24 protein-coding genes are annotated in these 18375 nt (G+C 34.4%); 8 read left to right on the plus strand and 16 right to left on the minus strand.

The window, feature by feature from the left end; genetic code table 11:
• Positions 1–30: 30 nt before the first annotated feature.
• The 6 genes from WKH56_RS26415 to WKH56_RS26440 form a co-directional block, all read right to left on the minus strand.
• A complete protein-coding gene (locus WKH56_RS26415) occupies positions 31–1293 on the minus strand; it encodes a glycoside hydrolase family 18 protein (RefSeq protein ID WP_028413826.1) in 1263 nt (420 codons plus the stop codon).
• A 591-nt stretch (positions 1294–1884) separates the two neighbouring features.
• The gene (locus tag WKH56_RS26420) at positions 1885–2316 is read right to left on the minus strand and encodes an ATP-binding protein (protein WP_168761367.1); all 432 of its coding nucleotides are present in this window, start codon (positions 2314–2316) and stop codon (positions 1885–1887) included.
• A gap of 117 nt (positions 2317–2433) precedes the next feature.
• Positions 2434–3123 (minus strand): Na-translocating system protein MpsC family protein, encoded by a 690-nt coding sequence (locus WKH56_RS26425; protein WP_033578617.1) that lies wholly within the window; start codon positions 3121–3123, stop codon positions 2434–2436.
• A gap of 139 nt (positions 3124–3262) precedes the next feature.
• Positions 3263–3478: a hypothetical protein gene (locus WKH56_RS26430; RefSeq protein WP_342836988.1), complete on the minus strand. Its 216-nt coding sequence runs from the start codon at positions 3476–3478 to the stop codon at positions 3263–3265.
• A 177-nt stretch (positions 3479–3655) separates the two neighbouring features.
• Complete coding sequence (locus WKH56_RS26435; RefSeq protein WP_014460656.1) at positions 3656–4351, minus strand: Na-translocating system protein MpsC family protein; 696 nt, start codon at positions 4349–4351, stop codon at positions 3656–3658.
• A gap of 445 nt (positions 4352–4796) precedes the next feature.
• Positions 4797–5114 carry a DUF3243 domain-containing protein gene (locus WKH56_RS26440; RefSeq protein ID WP_014460657.1) on the minus strand — a complete coding sequence of 106 codons (318 nt, stop codon included), beginning with the start codon at positions 5112–5114 and terminating at the stop codon, positions 4797–4799.
• 240 nt (positions 5115–5354) lie between these two features.
• On the opposite strand from WKH56_RS26440, the gene WKH56_RS26445 reads away from it, so the two are divergent.
• Positions 5355–5759 carry a hypothetical protein gene (locus WKH56_RS26445; protein WP_221833604.1) on the plus strand — a complete coding sequence of 135 codons (405 nt, stop codon included), beginning with the start codon at positions 5355–5357 and terminating at the stop codon, positions 5757–5759.
• A gap of 334 nt (positions 5760–6093) precedes the next feature.
• Here WKH56_RS26445 and WKH56_RS26450 read toward each other — a convergent pair whose 3' ends face one another.
• Both WKH56_RS26450 and WKH56_RS26455 read right to left on the minus strand, forming a co-directional pair.
• Positions 6094–6255: a hypothetical protein gene (locus tag WKH56_RS26450; RefSeq protein WP_165635770.1), complete on the minus strand. Its 162-nt coding sequence runs from the start codon at positions 6253–6255 to the stop codon at positions 6094–6096.
• A 252-nt stretch (positions 6256–6507) separates the two neighbouring features.
• Positions 6508–6882 carry a cupredoxin domain-containing protein gene (locus tag WKH56_RS26455; RefSeq protein ID WP_221833606.1) on the minus strand — a complete coding sequence of 125 codons (375 nt, stop codon included), beginning with the start codon at positions 6880–6882 and terminating at the stop codon, positions 6508–6510.
• A 306-nt stretch (positions 6883–7188) separates the two neighbouring features.
• Here WKH56_RS26455 and WKH56_RS26460 point away from each other — a divergent pair, with 306 nt between their 5' ends.
• A complete protein-coding gene (locus WKH56_RS26460) occupies positions 7189–8619 on the plus strand; it encodes a PQQ-dependent sugar dehydrogenase (protein WP_221833608.1) in 1431 nt (476 codons plus the stop codon).
• 352 nt (positions 8620–8971) lie between these two features.
• Positions 8972–9532 (plus strand): YybS family protein, encoded by a 561-nt coding sequence (locus WKH56_RS26465; RefSeq protein WP_048018661.1) that lies wholly within the window; start codon positions 8972–8974, stop codon positions 9530–9532.
• A gap of 60 nt (positions 9533–9592) precedes the next feature.
• On the opposite strand, the gene WKH56_RS26470 is transcribed toward WKH56_RS26465, so the two are convergent.
• Entirely contained in the window at positions 9593–11188 is a 1596-nt protein-coding gene (locus WKH56_RS26470) for an acetolactate synthase large subunit (protein WP_048018660.1), read from the minus strand.
• A 974-nt stretch (positions 11189–12162) separates the two neighbouring features.
• Here WKH56_RS26470 and WKH56_RS26475 point away from each other — a divergent pair.
• The 3 genes from WKH56_RS26475 (at position 12163) to WKH56_RS26485 (ending at position 13461) form a co-directional block, all read left to right on the plus strand.
• A complete protein-coding gene (locus tag WKH56_RS26475; protein ID WP_013056409.1) occupies positions 12163–12363 on the plus strand; it encodes a cold-shock protein in 201 nt (66 codons plus the stop codon).
• A gap of 405 nt (positions 12364–12768) precedes the next feature.
• The gene (locus WKH56_RS26480; RefSeq protein ID WP_033578611.1) at positions 12769–12960 is read left to right on the plus strand and encodes a hypothetical protein; all 192 of its coding nucleotides are present in this window, start codon (positions 12769–12771) and stop codon (positions 12958–12960) included.
• Positions 12961–13314: 354 nt separating this feature from the next.
• On the plus strand, positions 13315–13461 hold the full coding sequence (locus tag WKH56_RS26485) for a BH0509 family protein (protein ID WP_014460666.1): 147 nt from the start codon (positions 13315–13317) through the stop codon (positions 13459–13461).
• Between the two features lie 5 nt (positions 13462–13466).
• Here the strand turns inward: WKH56_RS26485 and WKH56_RS26490 are convergent, their stop codons facing one another.
• The 5 genes from WKH56_RS26490 to WKH56_RS26510 all read right to left on the minus strand — a co-directional run bounded on the left by WKH56_RS26490 (position 13467) and on the right by WKH56_RS26510 (position 16927).
• Positions 13467–14060 carry a hypothetical protein gene (locus WKH56_RS26490; protein WP_260505858.1) on the minus strand — a complete coding sequence of 198 codons (594 nt, stop codon included), beginning with the start codon at positions 14058–14060 and terminating at the stop codon, positions 13467–13469.
• Positions 14061–14162: 102 nt separating this feature from the next.
• Positions 14163–14762 (minus strand): hypothetical protein, encoded by a 600-nt coding sequence (locus WKH56_RS26495; RefSeq protein WP_221833700.1) that lies wholly within the window; start codon positions 14760–14762, stop codon positions 14163–14165.
• A gap of 60 nt (positions 14763–14822) precedes the next feature.
• The gene (locus tag WKH56_RS26500; protein ID WP_221833610.1) at positions 14823–15308 is read right to left on the minus strand and encodes a hypothetical protein; all 486 of its coding nucleotides are present in this window, start codon (positions 15306–15308) and stop codon (positions 14823–14825) included.
• Between the two features lie 87 nt (positions 15309–15395).
• Positions 15396–15872: a hypothetical protein gene (locus WKH56_RS26505; protein WP_221833612.1), complete on the minus strand. Its 477-nt coding sequence runs from the start codon at positions 15870–15872 to the stop codon at positions 15396–15398.
• 167 nt (positions 15873–16039) lie between these two features.
• A complete protein-coding gene (locus WKH56_RS26510; RefSeq protein WP_310884330.1) occupies positions 16040–16927 on the minus strand; it encodes a LysR family transcriptional regulator in 888 nt (295 codons plus the stop codon).
• 188 nt (positions 16928–17115) lie between these two features.
• Between WKH56_RS26510 and WKH56_RS26515 the strand changes: the two genes are divergently transcribed.
• Positions 17116–17454: a DMT family transporter gene (locus WKH56_RS26515; RefSeq protein WP_033578604.1), complete on the plus strand. Its 339-nt coding sequence runs from the start codon at positions 17116–17118 to the stop codon at positions 17452–17454.
• On the plus strand, positions 17454–17765 hold the full coding sequence (locus WKH56_RS26520; RefSeq protein ID WP_048018655.1) for a DMT family transporter: 312 nt from the start codon (positions 17454–17456) through the stop codon (positions 17763–17765). Before WKH56_RS26515 ends, WKH56_RS26520 begins: the two co-directional genes overlap by 1 nt.
• Positions 17766–17788: 23 nt before the next feature.
• On the opposite strand, the gene WKH56_RS26525 is transcribed toward WKH56_RS26520, so the two are convergent.
• Both WKH56_RS26525 and WKH56_RS26530 read right to left on the minus strand, forming a co-directional pair.
• Positions 17789–17911, minus strand: coding sequence for a hypothetical protein (locus WKH56_RS26525; protein WP_255293452.1), 123 nt, complete (start codon positions 17909–17911; stop codon positions 17789–17791).
• An 18-nt stretch (positions 17912–17929) separates the two neighbouring features.
• Positions 17930–18340: a DUF6188 family protein gene (locus WKH56_RS26530; protein WP_168760604.1), complete on the minus strand. Its 411-nt coding sequence runs from the start codon at positions 18338–18340 to the stop codon at positions 17930–17932.
• Positions 18341–18375: the final 35 nt, after the last annotated feature.

Consider the following 18375-nt stretch of genomic DNA (forward strand, 5'->3'; position numbering starts at 1 on the left):
TCTGGATTGATCCATAATGACTACTGCTATTTATACCGTTCTAATAGTGAAAAATTTCTTTAAAAGCCAAGGCCCTGGCGTAAATCCAAGTGTTAATTGCCAAGCTCCTATTGCTTGCAAGCCGAATTGACGAACTAACACCATTTTTTCACTCATGCTTCTTACATCTTCAAACCATACTTCATGCATCTGCCCCGCTTGATCTTTATATCGAAAAAATGGGGATTTGTACTCCTTTGAATATTGGATGGGCGACTGATATCTCATCGCTGTTTTAATCGCATTTTGATTTGATATAGCAGATGCTACTGTCCCAGGCCTGTAAGGAATTGACCAGTTATATCCATACAACGGGACTCCAATGATAAGTTTTCTTCGAGGAATACTTTTTATCGCGAATTCTATTGTTCTTTGTACTTCAGTAATAGGTGCAACAGGCCCTGGTTCGCTGCCTGCATGATGCCAATCATATGCCATAATGAACATATAGTTAACAACTGCACCTATTCCCCCGTAATCATACCCTTTTAACCAAGGAATATCTTCGCTTGTCTTGGCTGGAACCGCTATGGTCAACACGTACCCTGCAGGTTTTAAACGTTCACCCAACTGACGTAAAAATCCTGTAAAAAGATCTCTATCCTCGGCCTTTACACGTTCAAAATCAATATTCACCCCTCCGTATCCTTTTCTAGATACTAAATAAAAAATATTATTAACAAGATTGTTTCTTGCCTGAGGATTATTTAAAACTTGATGGGCAAGATCAGAACTAAATCCTTCAGAAGTTAGATTAGTAATCGTAACTAACGGTGTAACTCGGTTTTTCCAAGTCGTTTCAATCGCTACTAAATCGTTTAAATTATTTATAATATCTCCATTGCTGCCAAAATGATATTCAAAAATAGAAATGGACGAGGAATAAGTTGCAAAATCAGTAATTAAATTGCGATCTAATTCTGGATTTCGAACAGCATAGTATTGCAGTGTACCTGCAATGTAGTTGGATATATTAGGGATTTTTATTTTCATTCCCACCTGCAAATAATTATAATGAACTGAAGAATTAACCCTTTTTAATTCTTCTAAGGATACATAAGCTTTTTTAGCAATGCTGCTCATTGTATCACCAGGTTGAACTGTGTATACATAAGAAGCTATAAGTAAGGCCTGACCTGGAACAATATTCGTTTCTTCTAACCCATTTACACTTCTGAGCTGTGCAATGGGATAATCATATCTGCTGCTTATTGAAGACAACGTATCACCAGGTTGAACTATATAAACAAACATGTTTTCTCCTCCTATGTACTCTTTATCGAATTATGTTTTATTTCGTGATAAGTTTAAAGAAGCCATTCAATAAATGTATATGAGGATTGTTTGTTTATATAACTGAGTTAAGTAAGGGGTAACTTCTTTACACACTCCCCCTCTATGGCGCCCCTAATACGGGTAGAAATGTTCCAGAAATGATCTCAAAATCTATGTATCATAAATGTATGTTTTTGGTGTACTTGAAACAGGCTGTTTTTTGTCAGATAGGATTATATTAAGAAATAAAAAGAGCAAGCTCTCTATCATGAGAGCTTGCTCCTTCCATTTAAAGATTAAATGGAATTGTTCATAATTTCCCACACCTTTTTCTCATGTTTCTAAGCTTCTTGTGATTACTGCAGAGAAAAATTTTTGTCCTACGGCTAAGAGTTAATAGAGGAGAAGCACATGCTGAAGGCACCAACTCAAGCATGTGAAATATCTTAACCGTATCCTAGAGCAGGATCATCAGGGGATGATATTTTTAGAAGCTATCTCCTATTTAATAAAGGAGTTTTTTGTAAAGAGGAAGTCAGTTCTTTCTTAACCTTTTACCTTGTGTTTCTTTTATTTATTTCTTTTTTTCCATTTTATAACCTCGATGTTAACGCCATAATCTTCTTGAGATGATATGGTGAATTCGTCCATTAATTTTTTTACCCCTGATAAACCAACGCCTAATCCCCCTGACGTTGTATAGCCACTTTCTAGCGCTTGTTGAATATTTTTAATGCCTGGTCCTTTATCTATAGCTATTATTTTGAGTCCTATTTCAAGTTGATTCTCTATTATTTCCATTATAATTTTTCCCGTCGTGGCATATTTATATATATTTCTGGACAATTCTGAAATAGTCGTAATAATTCGGGCTTGATCAAGTGTGCTGAAGCCTAAGCAGTTAGAGAACATCCGTCCTTTCTGACGCGCTTCTACTATATCCACTTCAGTGTGTATCTCAACAGTTAAAGGTTCCTTTCCTTCATCCGATTGAAATAGCATCATTATCACCACTTTCTTTATTTTAATAGGAGAGGAAAAACAATAGGCCAAAAAGAAAGGTTAGATAACCTTTCTTTTTGGCCTACATCTAGTTCAGTGCCTAGCTTATCAGTGCCGTTATGAAGTTGGGTTTAAAATCAGAAGAATTGTACTTTTATCTTTATGAAAATCCCATGCGACTAGTATATCTGTTACCTTTGAATCTAAAATTACTTCTAATGATTGGCTATGCTCATGGAGTAGCCTTTTTTCGAGATTTCTTTTAGCCAATGTAAGGTTTTCTTCAAACCCTAATTGAACTAATTCTTTCTCTACATTTACCATAATACCTTCCCTGATTATAAGGAGTGTTCTCTGATCTAATAAATAAGAAGAAACATCTTGAGGAAGTTTTTCTGCTTTTTGAGTCACTTCCTCAACTTCTTTATGCAGCAATTTCTGATTTTTATAGGAATGGTTGACTATGTTATTTTTATCAGAATGGATCATGATAAACATGCCAGACTGCAGCTCTAAATTCCAATCATAATAAAATTCTTCAATATCTAAATGTATATTTAATTGGATATATCCTTTTATCTCTTCAATTAAAGTCTCCATCAACAAATCACGTGTTTTTTGAACATAGATAACTTGTCCCTTGTCTAGCAAAGCCTTTTCTAAAGGTAATAAAAAGGCTTTAAAATAAACGGTTATAAAAGGAGGAGAAATGACGGTGAATACACCTCCAGGACCTCTTCCAAAGTTTTCACGAAGTAACCTTCCCATATAACTACTTAATTCTTTTTCCAGTTTCGTTTTATCCATAGATGGTGCACCTAGTTTCTAGTTTCATAAGGTATACTATTCGTGATGTTTTATGAAAACTCCTTCTTCATCATAAGATCATTTTAGGTAATAAGAATTCACTTTCTATAAAATGTAAACTAGTCATACTAGTACATTTTTAATAGATTGGTTTCTGTTTACCTTTGTATTTTCTATGTTTAAAGATTCTTCTTTTATTTAAAATTCCAATTTTACTTCCGTAGATAATGGTACTTAAAAGTATTATATCCTTGCTAATTTCTTCTTTGTAAAATTCATTGTCATACTTTTGGTAATCCTGCAACAATCGACGAAGCTCTTTTATAAACAATACAATCTCATGATTATCAGCCATACCGACCAAATCCTTTCTGTTGGCACATCCTATTTTCAGATGCTATTTTAGGGAATTATTCCGTTACAAAAGGACTTACTCTTTTGAAACAACAAAAATAAGCCGAAAAAGAAAAGGTATGAGCTTTTCTTCCTCGGCTTATGTTTGGCACAATGTGTCCAATTCATTACTGCCTTATTAATTTTTTGGTTTTAAGATAAGAGTAATAATGCTATTATCCTTTTCAAAATCCCAATCCACAAAAATATCAAGAATGTCTGCATTTAATATCTCATCATAGTCATCGTTTTGTCGTAAGATTCCTTTTTCCAAAGGGCGTTTAGAGATGCGTAAGGTGTCATCAAAACCCAACGAAATTAGCTGCTTTTCAATAGCCACCAGTATTCCTTCTCTTACGATGACCAATGTACGATCACTTAATTTATACGAAGAGATTTTCTCAGGCCCTTTTTGTGCAATTTCACTCATCTTTATAATCCGATCATGAATTGCTTGTTTTCCTGGGTAAGGGTCACCCTCAGTCAAATCGGCTTTCAAATCGTCCAGACAAACTCCCACAAAAATTCCGGAGTGATGATCTAAATTCCAATCATAATATAAGTGCTGGATGTCAAGGTCTGTAATCCCTTTAATTTGACCAGTGATTTGAGGTTCAAGAGTCTTTACCAAAAGCTCTCTTGTAGTCATAACCTGAAGTTCTTCATTCTGGTTTAACAGTACTTGTTCCATCGGCGATACAAAGCCACTGACATAAATAACAACATAAGGTTCATAAATCGTAACATGAACAGCCTCGGGGCCTTTTCCAAAGTTATCTCGTAACAATTTGCCCAAGTTATTCGCCAATTTTGTTTGCTGAGCCTTAATATCCATATTTCTTCATCCTTTATTAAGAAAGAAGCATCATATCTTCTTTCCATCATTTTATTGTACCATTACGAACGAATAATTTAAATATGCAGAATAAATAAAAAATAATTTGTTACTTCATGTTTAACCGAATTATAAACGTTCAAAACCTCTTCTTTCTATTGCTTGGTACGTATTTTGAATGTCACCGAAAAATACGAATCCGTTGGATTCGTACTGATGTTTTCAATGAAGTGAGTTATAGTATGTAGTCAAATTATTGTTGGGGAAATATAGCTTTATCTTTTAATTGATGCATCGCAGGGACCTACTAAAAAATAAAAAGAGGTGCAGCATGAAAGAAAAAAAAGAGCCACTTATTTTACGCAAGTGGCTCTTTGCTATGTGGATTGAATTCACTTGAACCTCTATTAAATAGTGGCAAAACGCAATCTATAATCGATTTAGATTATTCTTTGACTAATTTAACAAGCATATGAGCAAGATGATGTTGTTCTTCCTCGTTTCCAACTTTCCATAACTCATGTAACAAGTATTGCTCTTCATTTTGTGGCTCCTCATGGGTTGCGAGATAGTCAGCTATTTTTTTAGCTGCTAGAGCTAATTGATTATCATTTAACCCTAGTTTCTCACCTTTTGTGACTTTATCTCCTAAGTAACTTTTAAATTCGTTAAAACTAGAAAGGATGTTGTCTTTCTTCTCTTGACTCATTTCATTTAGTTTATCCTCTACTTTATTTTCAACGGTTTCAGTATTATTGTTCATTTTTCATTCTCCTTCCAATTAGGTATCAATGTTCTTATATGGTAAATCCCCCATTTACAGGTATATAAACATTTCGCAGCCTATTCATATGTTCAGTAGAATAATAGTAAACCTTGAATAAAACTCGAGTATTTGTAATAGAGTTTAGTGAAACACCTTTTTGATAACAGGATGTTAACAACCTAGGTTAGTTCCACAAAACTTAACGGGTTATTTAGATGAGGAACGGAGTGAATACAAATGAGTTTAGCTACTTATATAGGTTCGAACGTAGAATTACCTATTAATAAGGAATTAGATGATTTAGTTACTATTGGGAGTTGCTTTTCAGATGAAAGAAATCGATTGAACATAAAGAAACACCAATTTACTACCCTTTATGTTTATGAAGTTGCAAGTGATTGGGGAATTGAGATTACGGAATATATGAATAAGAGCAGGCGCAAAGAATCAAAAGAGAAACTAATTGCACTATGCAAATTGATGGACCGCTATCTTAAATCGGGAGACTTTTTTGAATTGTATAGTTGTTGGGTAGGAGAAGAAGCTAAAGAACCAGAGAGGAAATTAACGTTAAACATCCATTACTTTGACATTGACGATATTGATATGCCAGAAAAAACATTAGTTAGAGTTGAAAAATGAGTTTGTCCTATTATTATGGTAAATTACCCTTATATAGTGTACATAAAAACAGAAAAACTCCCCTAATACCTTAAGGGAGTTTTTCTGTTTAGTTAAATATTAAGGGTGTAATTGCTTGTTACTTACATATCATTTAATATTTTTGTAGATATTTATTATAACCTATCAAATGATTTCGGAAAAGCAAAAAATGAAAGCGAATACTTTTGATTTAAAATAATAAATGAAATATAACTGTCTTTTTATGAGATGTATTTTGGTTCTGGAAAAATACAGTGCTTAAGCTTATATGCTCTAAATTTCTCCTTATCTATTAATAGATAAGGGGAAATTTTTATTCTTTATCGTTTCCTGGCACAGCATTAGAAACTATAGAAGTGTCTCCAGTATAATACTTATGGGGATAAGGATCAGAAGGCTTTGTTGCAAACTCTTTCTCAAGATCAGCTAATTCCTCTGATACCTGTTCTAAATCATTTGATTGATTATCACTCATATAAAACTCCTCCTTTTAATTAAACAATGTTCATCGCGCATTAAGGATACGTTTTTTCATAATGTGGATATACATGCTGTTTTTATTCTATACTTTCCTGTGCCTTTTCTTCATTTAGTATATATTTCAAATTAATATTTATTACTTTTTTGAACTTGTGAATGATTTATTTGCACCTTTAAAATCTATTATGTTAACTAAGAAAGTATGCTATATTCACTTCAAAAAGCAGAGACCGATTGGCCCTGCTTGTTATTTGACTATCACTTTCCCTACCATCCCACTATTGAAATGATACCTACATATCAGTTCATACGTACCGGAATTTTGTGGTTTCACGGTAATGGTTTTTTCTTTTCCAGGCTGGACTTCAGCATCGATTCCGAGTTTTTCCACTGTGAAGGTATGCTCTTTCTGACCTTTATTTTTCAATATCAATGTTATCGTTTTTCCACTTGGGATAGTGATGGTTTCTGGATTAAAGTAATCATCGTTCAACTGAACCTCCATGGCTTTTTGTCTTACCATGTCCGATTCAGCCAAAACGCCGAGTGCCCCTGAATTTATCACACCGATAAGCATCGCAAACAAAATGACCCATCCCGTTATCCACTTTTTCATAGACATTTGCAATCACTCCTTTCCTAAGCCATATTCTTTTCCAATTCATAAAATAATATTAATATTTTTTGTAAATTAAGTATTTTTTTCCTTAGTCGCAATTTCTGGAAACTACAAATAGTTAGGAGAATCGTGAGTACTAAGAGAAGAAAATAGCAGGCGTACCCAGGAATAAATAAGTTTTATGAAAGAAGCTTCTCGATTAGGTCTCTCAATTAAATTGCAGCACTTTATAAAATAGTATTGATACTAATAGAACAGTTTCAATCATATTCTTATAAGAGAAAACATTGAAAAGGAGTGTCAAGTTAGTTGATAAAAGCTAAGGTTAGTTTACGGCCTATTATTAGTAAGATAAATTTACCTACCGTTTTGAAAACAGCTATACTTCCCGGTGACTCAATTGAAAGCTTATTTATTGCAACCCAAGTAGGAGAGATCTTTTACATAAGGAATGGAGCTATACGGACTTTTTTAGATATTGGCTCACAAATCATAAAATTGGGTACGTCTGAACCAGGTGTTTCTCGTGGGGGATATGATGAACGGGGATTGCTGGGGCTAGCGTTTCATCCAGAATTTCATTATAACGGTCTGTTTTATCTTCATTACTCAGTAGCTGGAACACAAGGACCAGGTGCACTTTCTGAACATTTTAAGCCTAACCCGTGTGATCCTAAAACTTCAAACCTAAAGTGGATAAATAGAGAAACTAAATATGACCATATTGATACAGTGGAAGAATGGATTTTCCAACCAAATGCTCAGCCTCAAAAAAGACGGACGTTACTTAACTTAAGAAGACCATTTTTTAATCATAATGGTGTTAACAGCTTAAACTTTTCACCTGAAACTGGAAAACTTATCTTAACAATTGGAGATGGCGGATCAGGATATGACCCCTTTAATTTAAGTCAGGATGATATGGAGATTTACGGAAAAATAATTGAAATTGATGTAAGTAAGAATACATTCATCCATAATCCACCCGCAGTCACACGTTTTAGTGAACTCCCCTCACCTATTCAGGAAACCCTTGCGCTCATTGCCAAAGGAGTTCGCAATATAACCGGCATTTCATTTCAAAAATTTTATAATCAGTACATCAAATATGTGGGAAATGTTGGACAAGACGTGGTAGAGTCGATTTTTTCATTTGTTCATTATAGGCCAATACCTGTTTCTCAACTTGTTCAAGCTTCTTTAATGAGAGCTAAACTCAGTCACGAAGGATTTATTAACCTTGGCTGGCGGGGGTGGGAAGGAGATTTTCCAACTTCATTTATAAAAAGGTGTTCTGAAAATCCGGCCTTGGATGAGAAAATAATTGCTTATTACAATGAAGCAGTAAAAACTTCAGCGAGACGTCTTCAGCCTTTAACTAGTTATTTTCACAAAGATCCCCGTCCAAACAAATTTGGAGGGACCTCCCTTACAGGAGTTCAGCCATATATGGGAAATAAAATCCCTAGCTTAACAGGAAGCGTTATGTTTACGGATATTGCCCAGGTTAAAGAATCTCAATCTCCAGTTAGAGGAGTTTTAGCTTATACCAAGGCAGGTACAGATTGTAAGATAAATGATTTTAGGGTTGTGGAAATTGATTATAATTTTGGTTCTCAATCAGCTTACTACGTTAGTTTGGGAACGAACCTGGAACAAACGAGGCTTTATTTAGGAGTTTATGGCTCTATGAAAGTGTCTGACTTTAATCAAGGTACTGTTTTTGAAATTGTTCCATGATTTACATTTATAAAATTTGACTAAGCATTGATTTCCCCCAAAAAAATTATAGCTTAATTTTTTCAGTAGCTATTTTATAGGAATGAGCAAATGAACTTTCTATAAAATAAAAAAGCCTTTAATCAATAAAGCCCATAAAAGATTCATTTTATGGGCTACAGTACATACCTTTAAAAAGATAAAGAAACTTATCTTAACGGATACGACCTATTTCTGTAAAAATAAATGCGACTTATTAGTGCTCCCTCTTAATTTCTTTATATATTACATGTAAGAGTTGATATATCGGGCAGTGGTCCAAATGGATCTTTACCCCCTTATAATGTAAAAACAGTTAACCGAGGTGAAATTCATGTACTTTTTAAAGTCTCTTTCAAATGAAGTAAAATCTGCGCAGCTTCTTTTTAATAGATTATCTAAAACTAAGCAGCTTGTATCAGGCGCTCTTTTCGCCAGCATAGCAGCCCTTTTTCAATCAGCAGGAGGTTTCTTACCAGGAATAGGAATGTTCATTAGTCCATTATCTACTGCACCCATTCTTTTTTGTTTTGTACTTTCGCTCCCTCTAGGGTTTATTATCTATATACTAACAAACCTGCTTCTTCTGATTATCCAGCCAAGTGAACTTATTATTTTTCCTTTTACAACAGGAATACTGGGAATAGGCATAGGAGCTGCTTTTTACTTTTTTAAAAAGAGATTGTACATTATTATAAGTGGTGCCACCTCATTAACTGTTGGGATTATTACCTTATTGTGCATCTTCAAATTCCCAGTGCTAGGTCCCGTGATCTCCAATAATTTTTCTCTTTCTACTACTGGTTTAATTTTTGTATTTACTTTCCTTTATAGTTGGATTTGGGTTGAGCTCAGCTTAGCTTATTTAAAAAAATTAAAAACATTTATTTCCTAGTGAATCTACAGATTAATCTCTTAACAGAGATAACTCGTTAAAATAATGGAGAAATCGCAATCAGCTTTTTAGATGAACGTCAATTAGGATAATCTCATCTGCATTTTTTAAGGCTCTTTTTATTATATTTTCAAATTCGACTAAACTATTTGCCCGTTCTCCTTTAATTCCAAAGCTAGCTGCCAATTGGACAAAATTTGGGTTTGTAAAAGTTACTCCATAGCTCTTACCAAACTTTTTGTTCATCATTTCCTGCTCTATTTTTAATGTAGAGTCGTTTAAGACAATAATCATGAATGAAAGCCCTAAGCGCTTTGCCGTCTCTATTTCTGCAAAATTCATTAAAGCTCCTCCATCTCCAGTAATACAAATAACTGAATCATTAGGGCAGGCTAGTTTAGCTCCAATTGAGCCTGGTAAAGCAATACCCATGGAAGCTAGACCATTTGATATAATGAACTTGTTAGCGTTTTTGGGTTGATAAGTTCGAGCTATAGATACTTTATGAGCTCCCACATCTGAAATCACAATTGTTTCCTCTGAAGAGAGCTTATCGATACTATGCAAGATATTCTCGATTGTTAAAGGCAGTAAATTGCTGTCTATCTTTTTCTCTTCAATATGATAGGATTGCTTAATTTGTTTCTGGAGATTACCAGAAGGAATCCACGGTTTAGAAGGAATATCGAGCTGATTGAATACCCGTAAAGTCTGCTTTATATCTCCAACCAATTCAGCTTCTACAGGATAATATTCATCTATTTCTGCTGGTAAGGTATCTATATGTAAAATTGGTGTTTTTTCCGTGTTCCATTCTTTGGGTAGCTTCTCGACAAAATCAAACCCAATTACAATAAGCAGATCAGCTTCCTTTAAGCCTGCGAGCACTTCATCTTTCTCATTAAATCCAAACGTAAAGAAATTTTGTGGATGATCTTTAGATAACACACCTTTAGCCATATAACTATGGGTAACCGGTGATTGAAGACGTTCAATAAATAGTTGAAGCTCATCCACGGCTTCCTGTCTAACAACGCCGTTACCGATAATAACAAAAGGTCTCCCATACTGCCAAATAAGAGTATTGGCAGCCTGAATTGACTCCATGATAGGTATACTTACGGGTATAGATGTAGGTGAAATAGGTTTGATGGGAACGATTTGAGTTGCTAAGTCTTCTGGCAATTCTACTACTATGGGTCCTGGCTTTTCCATTTGTGCAATTTTAAATGCTTTTCGAATAATCTCAGGAAGCGTTTGTGCATCTTTTATCTGAACACGCCACTTCGTTGCTGGTTCTACCATTTTAATAATGTCCATATATTGATGTGACTCTTTATGTTGTCTCCCCAAAACAGCCTGTCCCGTTAATGCTACAACAGGAGAGTGGTCTAGCTTTGCACTAGATATACCTGTCAATAAATTAGTAGCTCCTGGTCCTAATGTTGATAAACATACCCCTACTTTGTTTGTTAACCTTCCGTATACATCTGCCATGAAAGCAGCTCCTTGTTCATGCCGCACATTCACGAATTGAATCTGTTTAGAGTTGGATAAAGAATCAATAAAATCCAACGTCTCTTTACCAGGTATTCCGAAAATATATTCAACTCCCTCATTTTCTAAACATTGAACAAGTGTATCCGTCACTTTCATATTGTTCGACCTCTCTTTAGATAGTATTCTGACAAGCTTATGTGAAAGAAATAGCTCATTAATTCTTATCTCGTCTTTTCTCGTTTTAACTAACCGAAACCCTAAATATATGGAATGAAATCATACTCACTAACTATTGTTTATAGTGTTACCATTAGGTTCTTATGTTAAATACATTTTTTAGATAATGCATAAATAATTGGATGAGTCAACCTTTCATCCGCGTGAACTGATTGGGAGTGTGACAATACTCTATAAGGAATTATTATTAGAAAGTAACATTTTAAGGAATGCAAAAAATCCCATATACAAATAATAAGCCGAATACTCGTATAAAAGGTACATGTAGATATTCTGCATAAATCGTCATACCAAAAAAAGGTTTATTAAATTTAAACACTGGGTATTATCAAATCAAGACGATTTGTTAAGAGTACCGCCCGTGCATAGGGTGTGTCCTTCTCTATTCTATAAAAAATGGCGCCTCCAACGGCGTCATTTTTTATTTGTAAACATGTTTAAGGATGCTTCATGCGAAGGTTGGGTTTATATGAAAAGGTACATAGATTCTTATCTAATAGAATCTATTTTTACACCACTATTCAAAAAGATTTTGAGTGAACTTCCCTTTCTTTTGGGCAGACGGGTCCCCGTGTGCTCTCTCATCTAATTTAGTTCATATTTATGAATAAAATGCCCATACTGAGTATGTGGGCATTGGTTGATCTTTGACTTCTATCATTTCGATGTTTAGAAGATCACTTATAAATATTTTGATGTTTTTGCATATGAACCTCATTATGATGTAAATCGTCATACCCCAATCACCTTTTTAGTGAAGTGAGTATTGATAAAGAAAGTTAGAAAGATCACATTAATTTAAGTTTAAGATGTCTCTATTGGGATAATATAATAAATAAGCTAGATTTAATGATAATCTGGTTTATTTTCTACATTCTAGGAGGCAACAAAAAATGGAACACGGTAAAGTGAAATGGTTTAATGCTGACAAAGGTTTTGGATTTATTGAGCGTGAAGGTGGAGAAGATGTATTTGTTCACTTCTCAGCTATTCAAGGTGAAGGCTTTAAATCCTTGGATGAAGGTCAAGAAGTAACTTTTGATATCGAACAGGGGCAACGCGGACCACAAGCGACAAACGTAAATAAAGCATAAAAACCATACTAAAAAGCAGACTCTATTTTCAGAGTCTGTTTTTATTTAAAAAGATTTTTATATCAAAACTTATTTATCAATAATTATAGTTCGTGTTTTTTTAATTCTTCTTCAAAGAAAAAGGTACTTGGATATTTGTCGACTGTATAAGAGTATCTTTTCATGTTTTTTACATAATGATTTTTTAAGATTGTTACTGATTCATTCGATACTCTTATAGTTACTATTTCTCCATTACTAAATATTTTCTCACTCATAGCCTTTATCCTTTTTTGCACCTCTGTAGATTACATACACAATAATAAGCGTATTAAGAAACCTGCTGTTTTTGTGTATATAAAATTTTTCATAAAATTGATATCTTGGGCATAATACAGGATAGATACGTGGTAGAGGGGGGATTGTTTGAGACTGAAGGATGGAAACTTTTATACAGATAGTAGAACCAATAAGGTATATAGATTAAATGAAGATGACAAGGGAAGCTGGTACCTGAGTACACGTGATGATGAAGATCATCATCCAATGTCAAGAACTTCGGGGCGTAACATGATGAAATTGATAAAGAGTTTTTATACCAAAGTGAACGACAGTTGAAAATTTATCACTCTGCAAAACAACATAAAAAAATAAAGCTAGCTTAACCCAGCTAGCTTTATTTTTAGTTTATAGAGCTAGTTATCATAATTTTTTTTAGGAATTAAGCAACGATACGAACAAAAATTTTTAACCTGGCCGTTGGCAATCACCTATTATTTAATTTCGATTGCAGAAGCCTTGTTGTCCCAATCCGACGCCATAATACCATTTCTATATTGTTTTTTGAAAAATCATCTATAATTGATATTGTTTTAATCTCATATTGAGATATATAATAAAAATAAGAAAAAAAGAAAACGCTTTCTAAATTTAAATACATTGTTACTTTTCAAACTATAAGGAGGATTTAAAATGAGCCAAGTGGAAAGAAATTCTAAAGTACAAAAATTAGTTGAGTATAAAAAATTCAATGAAGAAGAAGTTTTAAAAATGACAGATCCGCAGGTTGAATATTATCACTGGCTCTATTTTGATGATTCCGCTTATGATTATATGTAACTCAACTATAAAATAAGAAAAAAGCACAAAAACGTTTGGTTCCAACGGGTTTGTGCTTTTTCCGTTTCTTTAATTATACGATTACTCGTTTTCAATACCTTTTCCTGTGACAACAAAGTGAGGGCTGTCTTCCTTTCGGTTGAAAAGTCTCCAGAACTCACTATACTCATCGTCTTCTGACGTATCCGGAAAACCTCCACTAAATAACCTTGAGATAAAAAGACCTTTAGCCCTCCTACTTCATCCGAGTCAACTCTTTCAACAATCGTGTGTTCGTTTATACCTTCTATAAAAGATTCAATTCGTTCATCGAATCGATTATTTCCTTGGACATCCCATTCAAAGTACTCATTTTCATCATCCAATCCTGTTCTTGGAGAATAGAAATCCCGTGAGGCTACTACAATTTTATTACCTTTGACAATACGCCATGAACATTGAATATGTAAAGCGTATTCAGCTACCTCTTCCGTTTTCCCCCTTCTGGTTACTAAAATTTTTTCTCCAAATCCTAGCCAAAACAAATTTGAGGCTCTCCCCGCGCATCTTACATTTAAGCCCACTAATTTGTCTAATTTTGATATAGTTGCTTTTCTCATGCTTTTCTCTTTTTATTTGCAGCTAAAGCTTTCTTTGTAAGTAACTAAACAATTAGAATGTATTAATCTATTTTGTTTATGGCAGTAAGGTTAATTACCTTTTTATTTTTGCAACTTCTGGTTAAAAGTCTCAGCGACAAATTCAAATTCTACATCGTCTTTATGAATAAAAAATGTAGTACACCCGTCAATCCCAATGCGTTTATTAGACTGAGCACATACTACATCTACCTCAACCAGATTAAAATGAACAGCCTGAGGACCCTGACTATCTAGACCCATTGTTAAACAATTAATACTATCGCCAAAAGACTTAAAAATAAGCTTTTTCCCTTCCACGTTCTCTTTGCTAACACCAAATTTTTCATTATTCAGTATCCCTTGAAACGATGACGCTTTGGGAAGGCATTGGATATGATGAATGCCTTCGTAACACCTTAAAGTAAACAAAAAAGGGTGTGCTTCATCTGCCATAATCTCAACGCCATATTTGAACGAAAAAGTTTTATAAACCATTTCATAAAATAAAGGGATGACAATATCATCCCATGATTCATAAGCATGAGCATGTATGCGTATTAGATGGGGATATAAGCTGGTAATGGCACGCTGAAAATTTAATAAAACTTCCGTATCCGTAAGCTCAGATAAAGAATCATCGGTTTCATGATTCTTTATCTTTCGTAGCCTATTATCAATCATCAACTTTCCCCTCCTACCTCTAGTTAGTTAATCTTCCGATAGTACATGTACGTCATGAAACTATTCGTTATTATACTTGTCTAGGTCTTTCCATTTTGCAAACTTGTTTCTAAAATTCCTAGATATTTCTTCGTCCTTGCTCAAAAGTAAAATTAAAGATGAGTCCCAAAAAACTAATTCTATAATTGCTTTAGGGTGCTGAATTGTCGGTGTTTCAATCCAAAAACCCGGATTACCATCAGCATAAGGCTCTTCTTTAAGCATATCTAAATTTATAGTTTCTTTCTTATCAAAGGCAGAAAAAACTCCCCATATAAAATAGATGTCCTCTTTATTAGCAAGCTTTGTGAGCTTTTCACCTGTAATCCAATATGTATTGCGGCTCGTTCCATTGTTGTAAATTCTGTAGTCAGTAAAGTAATCAAGGTACTTATCTGGAAAAGATCCATCTAAATCAGTCAACAGCCAATTGTACTTTTCATGAAGATTATTAAAAGAACTCAGTATTTCCTTTAAGTCATAAAAGCTCTCTAGGATCGTATTCATGAATTCCCCTCCATATTTTAGTTTTATTTTAACATTTCCCTTAGTAATTTTTCTGTATACAATATGTAAGAATAGTTAACATAACGCTCATTCAAACTCCTCAGGACACCAAACAGCTATGTCATCCCCCGGAGTTGCAACTAAAACCCAATCACTTCCTGCAAAAGGGTCTCCTAATTGCCAGCATTCATAGTTAGGATCATGACCGTTCACAAATAATACTCTCCCCGATTCTAGAGAAATGATAAGATGAGGCGATACGGCATCCAGCTGAACATTTACTACTTTTTGTCTCCTGATATCCCAAATATGCTTAAAATATTGCTCTTCTGTATGGAAAGGCACTGCATCCTCTGATGATGGGTATGTATCGCGGGCTTCAGGATATACAGTCCAAGTTGTTTCGATATTCAATACAAAATCACTATCATCTTTTTTATTATAGTTAGTAAAATACAATAGAGTTACAGAGCTATTAAGCCCACATTTCACGCCATCTATTTGACTGCTAATAAGTAAGTGCTTCAGTACTCGTTCCGTAAATTTTTTGTCCTCTATCTTCACTGCAGCTGCTCCTTTACACGTTTCTTGGATGTATACCATATAAAAAGTTAAGCAGTGTAATCCTCTTTAGATATTAAAAAGCTCACTTTTACTGCTCAAATTAGCACTTGGTATATTCATCCTAAACATAGGCTAAATAAAAAAGATCTTTACGAAAAACAGTCTGATTATTTCTGATTTTTCCTTTCTCTTACTTCGCTGATTGTCTTTGTAAATTCACGCTCAGTTACTCCTAGATAGGAGTCGGAACGACGAACATATACAATCCTAAGGTTTCTGTAAGGTTCAGGTATTGAAAAGAGCTGTACTAACCCTTCCCTCTCATATCTCTCCGCTAATGACCGGGCTATAAGTGTCACACCAAGACCAGAAACTACTGTCCCCATAATCGTTTCGAGTGTAGCAAATTCCATAATTTTCGGGGATACGATCTGTTCTTCTTTTAACCATTGCTGTAGTCTTTCTCTATATTGGCAGCCTTCATTAAATAAAATGAATGGTAGGTGCAGTAACTCTCTGGCAGACTGAATCTGCTTCTTCCCTTTTTCATTTGCACTGCATACAAGTACAATTTCTTCATCAAAAGCCGGAATTTGATCAAGCGTTGACACATTTACTGGTTCTGCTACAAATGCCCCGTCTAGCTGGAACTTAAGAACTTTCTCTATTAATTGTGTACTTACTCCTGATACTAGAGAAATATCCACATTTTTGTGCTTATTATGATAGGAAGAAATGATTTCAGGAAACCCTACTACCGTTTCAACTAATCCAATACATAATGATCCAACAAGGTTACGCTCATCTTGAAATGCTTTCTGTATTTCATCCATTAGCCTCATCATTTGTTCTCCGTACGTTAAAAGTTTTCGACCTTCTACATTTAATGTCATTCCGCGTCTGTGACGATGAAACAATGGGTGTCCAATTTTTCGTTCAAGAGATCGAATACGTGCTGTTACATTTGGTTGGACATAACCTAGCTTATCAGCAGCAAGACTTACACTGCCGTATTCTGCCACAGCCATAAATATACGTATATCTTCTACTTTCATAAACATCCTTCTTTCTACTTACGTTCATTCATTTAGGTATTAATGATAATGATATCTATAATCATTTATCATTATTTTACAAGATATCAAGCTCTAGATAAAATAATGACATCCGAGTGCTACTGCAATTATTTAGTAGCCATTACGTAAAGTTCTTAAAATGAGGTGACTAAAAGGAGGAAATCTGATTGTTTTATTTACTATTGTTTCTTGCCATCATCTTGGAGGTAATCGCAGTATTTTTTCTTAATCTTACAAATGGATTCACAAACTTTGTTCCGACTGTTTTTGCCATACTATTTTATTGTTCTTCGATTGCTGCTTATATGCTCCTTAACGCTAAAGGTGAAGTAGGAGTAGCAAGTGCTTTATATGCAGGAGGTGCAACCGTACTTGTTGTTGTCACAGGTATTATTTTTTTTGATGAAACTATTTCCTTATCTAAAATCTTAGGAGTTTCTCTTATCGTAATTGGTGCAGTTTCTCTTAACATTAAAGGAAGTTCTAAAGAAAGAAGGGCAGCGTAATGGGATACGTATTTTTAACGATTGGCTTAGTTTTAGGCATTGCAGGGCAAATGTGTGTAAAACTATCTAAAGGCTTTAAACAAACTTTTCCCACGATAGGTGCATTCTTATTGTTCATTGCCTGTATTTATTTCATTTCTCTAACAACACACTATTTTGAAATGGGTATTGTTTTTGCTATATGGGCAGGGCTAACGATTGCTAGTACAACGCTGTTAGGTATTTATATATTTAAAGAATCAAAAAACAAAAGAAAGATTATCTCCGTTACTCTTATTATTACAGGGGTTATTATACTGAAAGCTTTCTAATAAAAATAAGATAAATAAGGCCCTTAAGTAACCTCGGTTCCGGCTACTTCACAACATCTGGTGTAATAATACTCTTCAATTCTATTAAGAGCATAATGTTGTAGCTGTTCCTGCAATTCATCTAATTGTTCGTATATATTGCTCATTGCCGACACCCCCTACTGTTATATATTTTCTTCATTCTCTGGAGACCAAACTGCCACTTCTCCACCTGGACATGCAACGACTAACCAATCTTGTGAATCTGTACCGGCTTGCCAACTTTCATAGAGGTTATCTACTCCAAAGATTGTTAAGAGCACACCGCTTGTAAACTGTAACGTTAAATGAGGTTCTTGTTCCCCTAAGAATATGTCTGTGATTTCCTCTTGTTTGGCAATAAGTGAAAAAAAGGAACGTATAGGTGAAACAGCCCACTTGTTTTCCGCAGTAATAACAAGTGGTTGACCATCAGCAGCTTGTATTTTGAGTCTAAAATAATCAGAACGTATTCCATCTCCAACGTGCTTAATTTTTCCACCTTTAAACAACCGGCACAATACTTCTTCTGCTTCCACTTTTTCTTCTTTTTTCATCGTATCACCTCATTTGGTGTTTATTGTTGTTATCA

Source organism: Priestia sp. SB1, assembly GCF_038898415.1.

What these genes read in the sequence shown, in the direction of transcription:
- WKH56_RS26415 (WP_028413826.1), bottom strand. Translation starts at nt 1,293, where the DNA reads ATGTTTGTTTATATAGTTCAACCTGGTGATACGTTGTCTTCAATAAGC.
- WKH56_RS26420 (WP_168761367.1), bottom strand. Translation starts at nt 2,316, where the DNA reads ATGCTATTTCAATCGGATGAAGGAAAGGAACCTTTAACTGTTGAGATA.
- WKH56_RS26425 (WP_033578617.1), bottom strand. Translation starts at nt 3,123, where the DNA reads ATGGATAAAACGAAACTGGAAAAAGAATTAAGTAGTTATATGGGAAGG.
- WKH56_RS26430 (WP_342836988.1), bottom strand. Translation starts at nt 3,478, where the DNA reads ATGGCTGATAATCATGAGATTGTATTGTTTATAAAAGAGCTTCGTCGA.
- WKH56_RS26435 (WP_014460656.1), bottom strand. Translation starts at nt 4,351, where the DNA reads ATGGATATTAAGGCTCAGCAAACAAAATTGGCGAATAACTTGGGCAAA.
- WKH56_RS26440 (WP_014460657.1), bottom strand. Translation starts at nt 5,114, where the DNA reads ATGAACAATAATACTGAAACCGTTGAAAATAAAGTAGAGGATAAACTA.
- WKH56_RS26445 (WP_221833604.1), top strand. Translation starts at nt 5,355, where the DNA reads ATGAGTTTAGCTACTTATATAGGTTCGAACGTAGAATTACCTATTAAT.
- WKH56_RS26450 (WP_165635770.1), bottom strand. Translation starts at nt 6,255, where the DNA reads ATGAGTGATAATCAATCAAATGATTTAGAACAGGTATCAGAGGAATTA.
- WKH56_RS26455 (WP_221833606.1), bottom strand. Translation starts at nt 6,882, where the DNA reads ATGTCTATGAAAAAGTGGATAACGGGATGGGTCATTTTGTTTGCGATG.
- WKH56_RS26465 (WP_048018661.1), top strand. Translation starts at nt 8,972, where the DNA reads ATGTACTTTTTAAAGTCTCTTTCAAATGAAGTAAAATCTGCGCAGCTT.
- WKH56_RS26470 (WP_048018660.1), bottom strand. Translation starts at nt 11,188, where the DNA reads ATGAAAGTGACGGATACACTTGTTCAATGTTTAGAAAATGAGGGAGTT.
- WKH56_RS26475 (WP_013056409.1), top strand. Translation starts at nt 12,163, where the DNA reads ATGGAACACGGTAAAGTGAAATGGTTTAATGCTGACAAAGGTTTTGGA.
- WKH56_RS26485 (WP_014460666.1), top strand. Translation starts at nt 13,315, where the DNA reads ATGAGCCAAGTGGAAAGAAATTCTAAAGTACAAAAATTAGTTGAGTAT.
- WKH56_RS26490 (WP_260505858.1), bottom strand. Translation starts at nt 14,060, where the DNA reads ATGAGAAAAGCAACTATATCAAAATTAGACAAATTAGTGGGCTTAAAT.
- WKH56_RS26495 (WP_221833700.1), bottom strand. Translation starts at nt 14,762, where the DNA reads ATGATTGATAATAGGCTACGAAAGATAAAGAATCATGAAACCGATGAT.
- WKH56_RS26500 (WP_221833610.1), bottom strand. Translation starts at nt 15,308, where the DNA reads ATGAATACGATCCTAGAGAGCTTTTATGACTTAAAGGAAATACTGAGT.
- WKH56_RS26510 (WP_310884330.1), bottom strand. Translation starts at nt 16,927, where the DNA reads ATGAAAGTAGAAGATATACGTATATTTATGGCTGTGGCAGAATACGGC.
- WKH56_RS26520 (WP_048018655.1), top strand. Translation starts at nt 17,454, where the DNA reads ATGGGATACGTATTTTTAACGATTGGCTTAGTTTTAGGCATTGCAGGG.
- WKH56_RS26525 (WP_255293452.1), bottom strand. Translation starts at nt 17,911, where the DNA reads ATGAGCAATATATACGAACAATTAGATGAATTGCAGGAACAGCTACAA.
- WKH56_RS26530 (WP_168760604.1), bottom strand. Translation starts at nt 18,340, where the DNA reads ATGAAAAAAGAAGAAAAAGTGGAAGCAGAAGAAGTATTGTGCCGGTTG.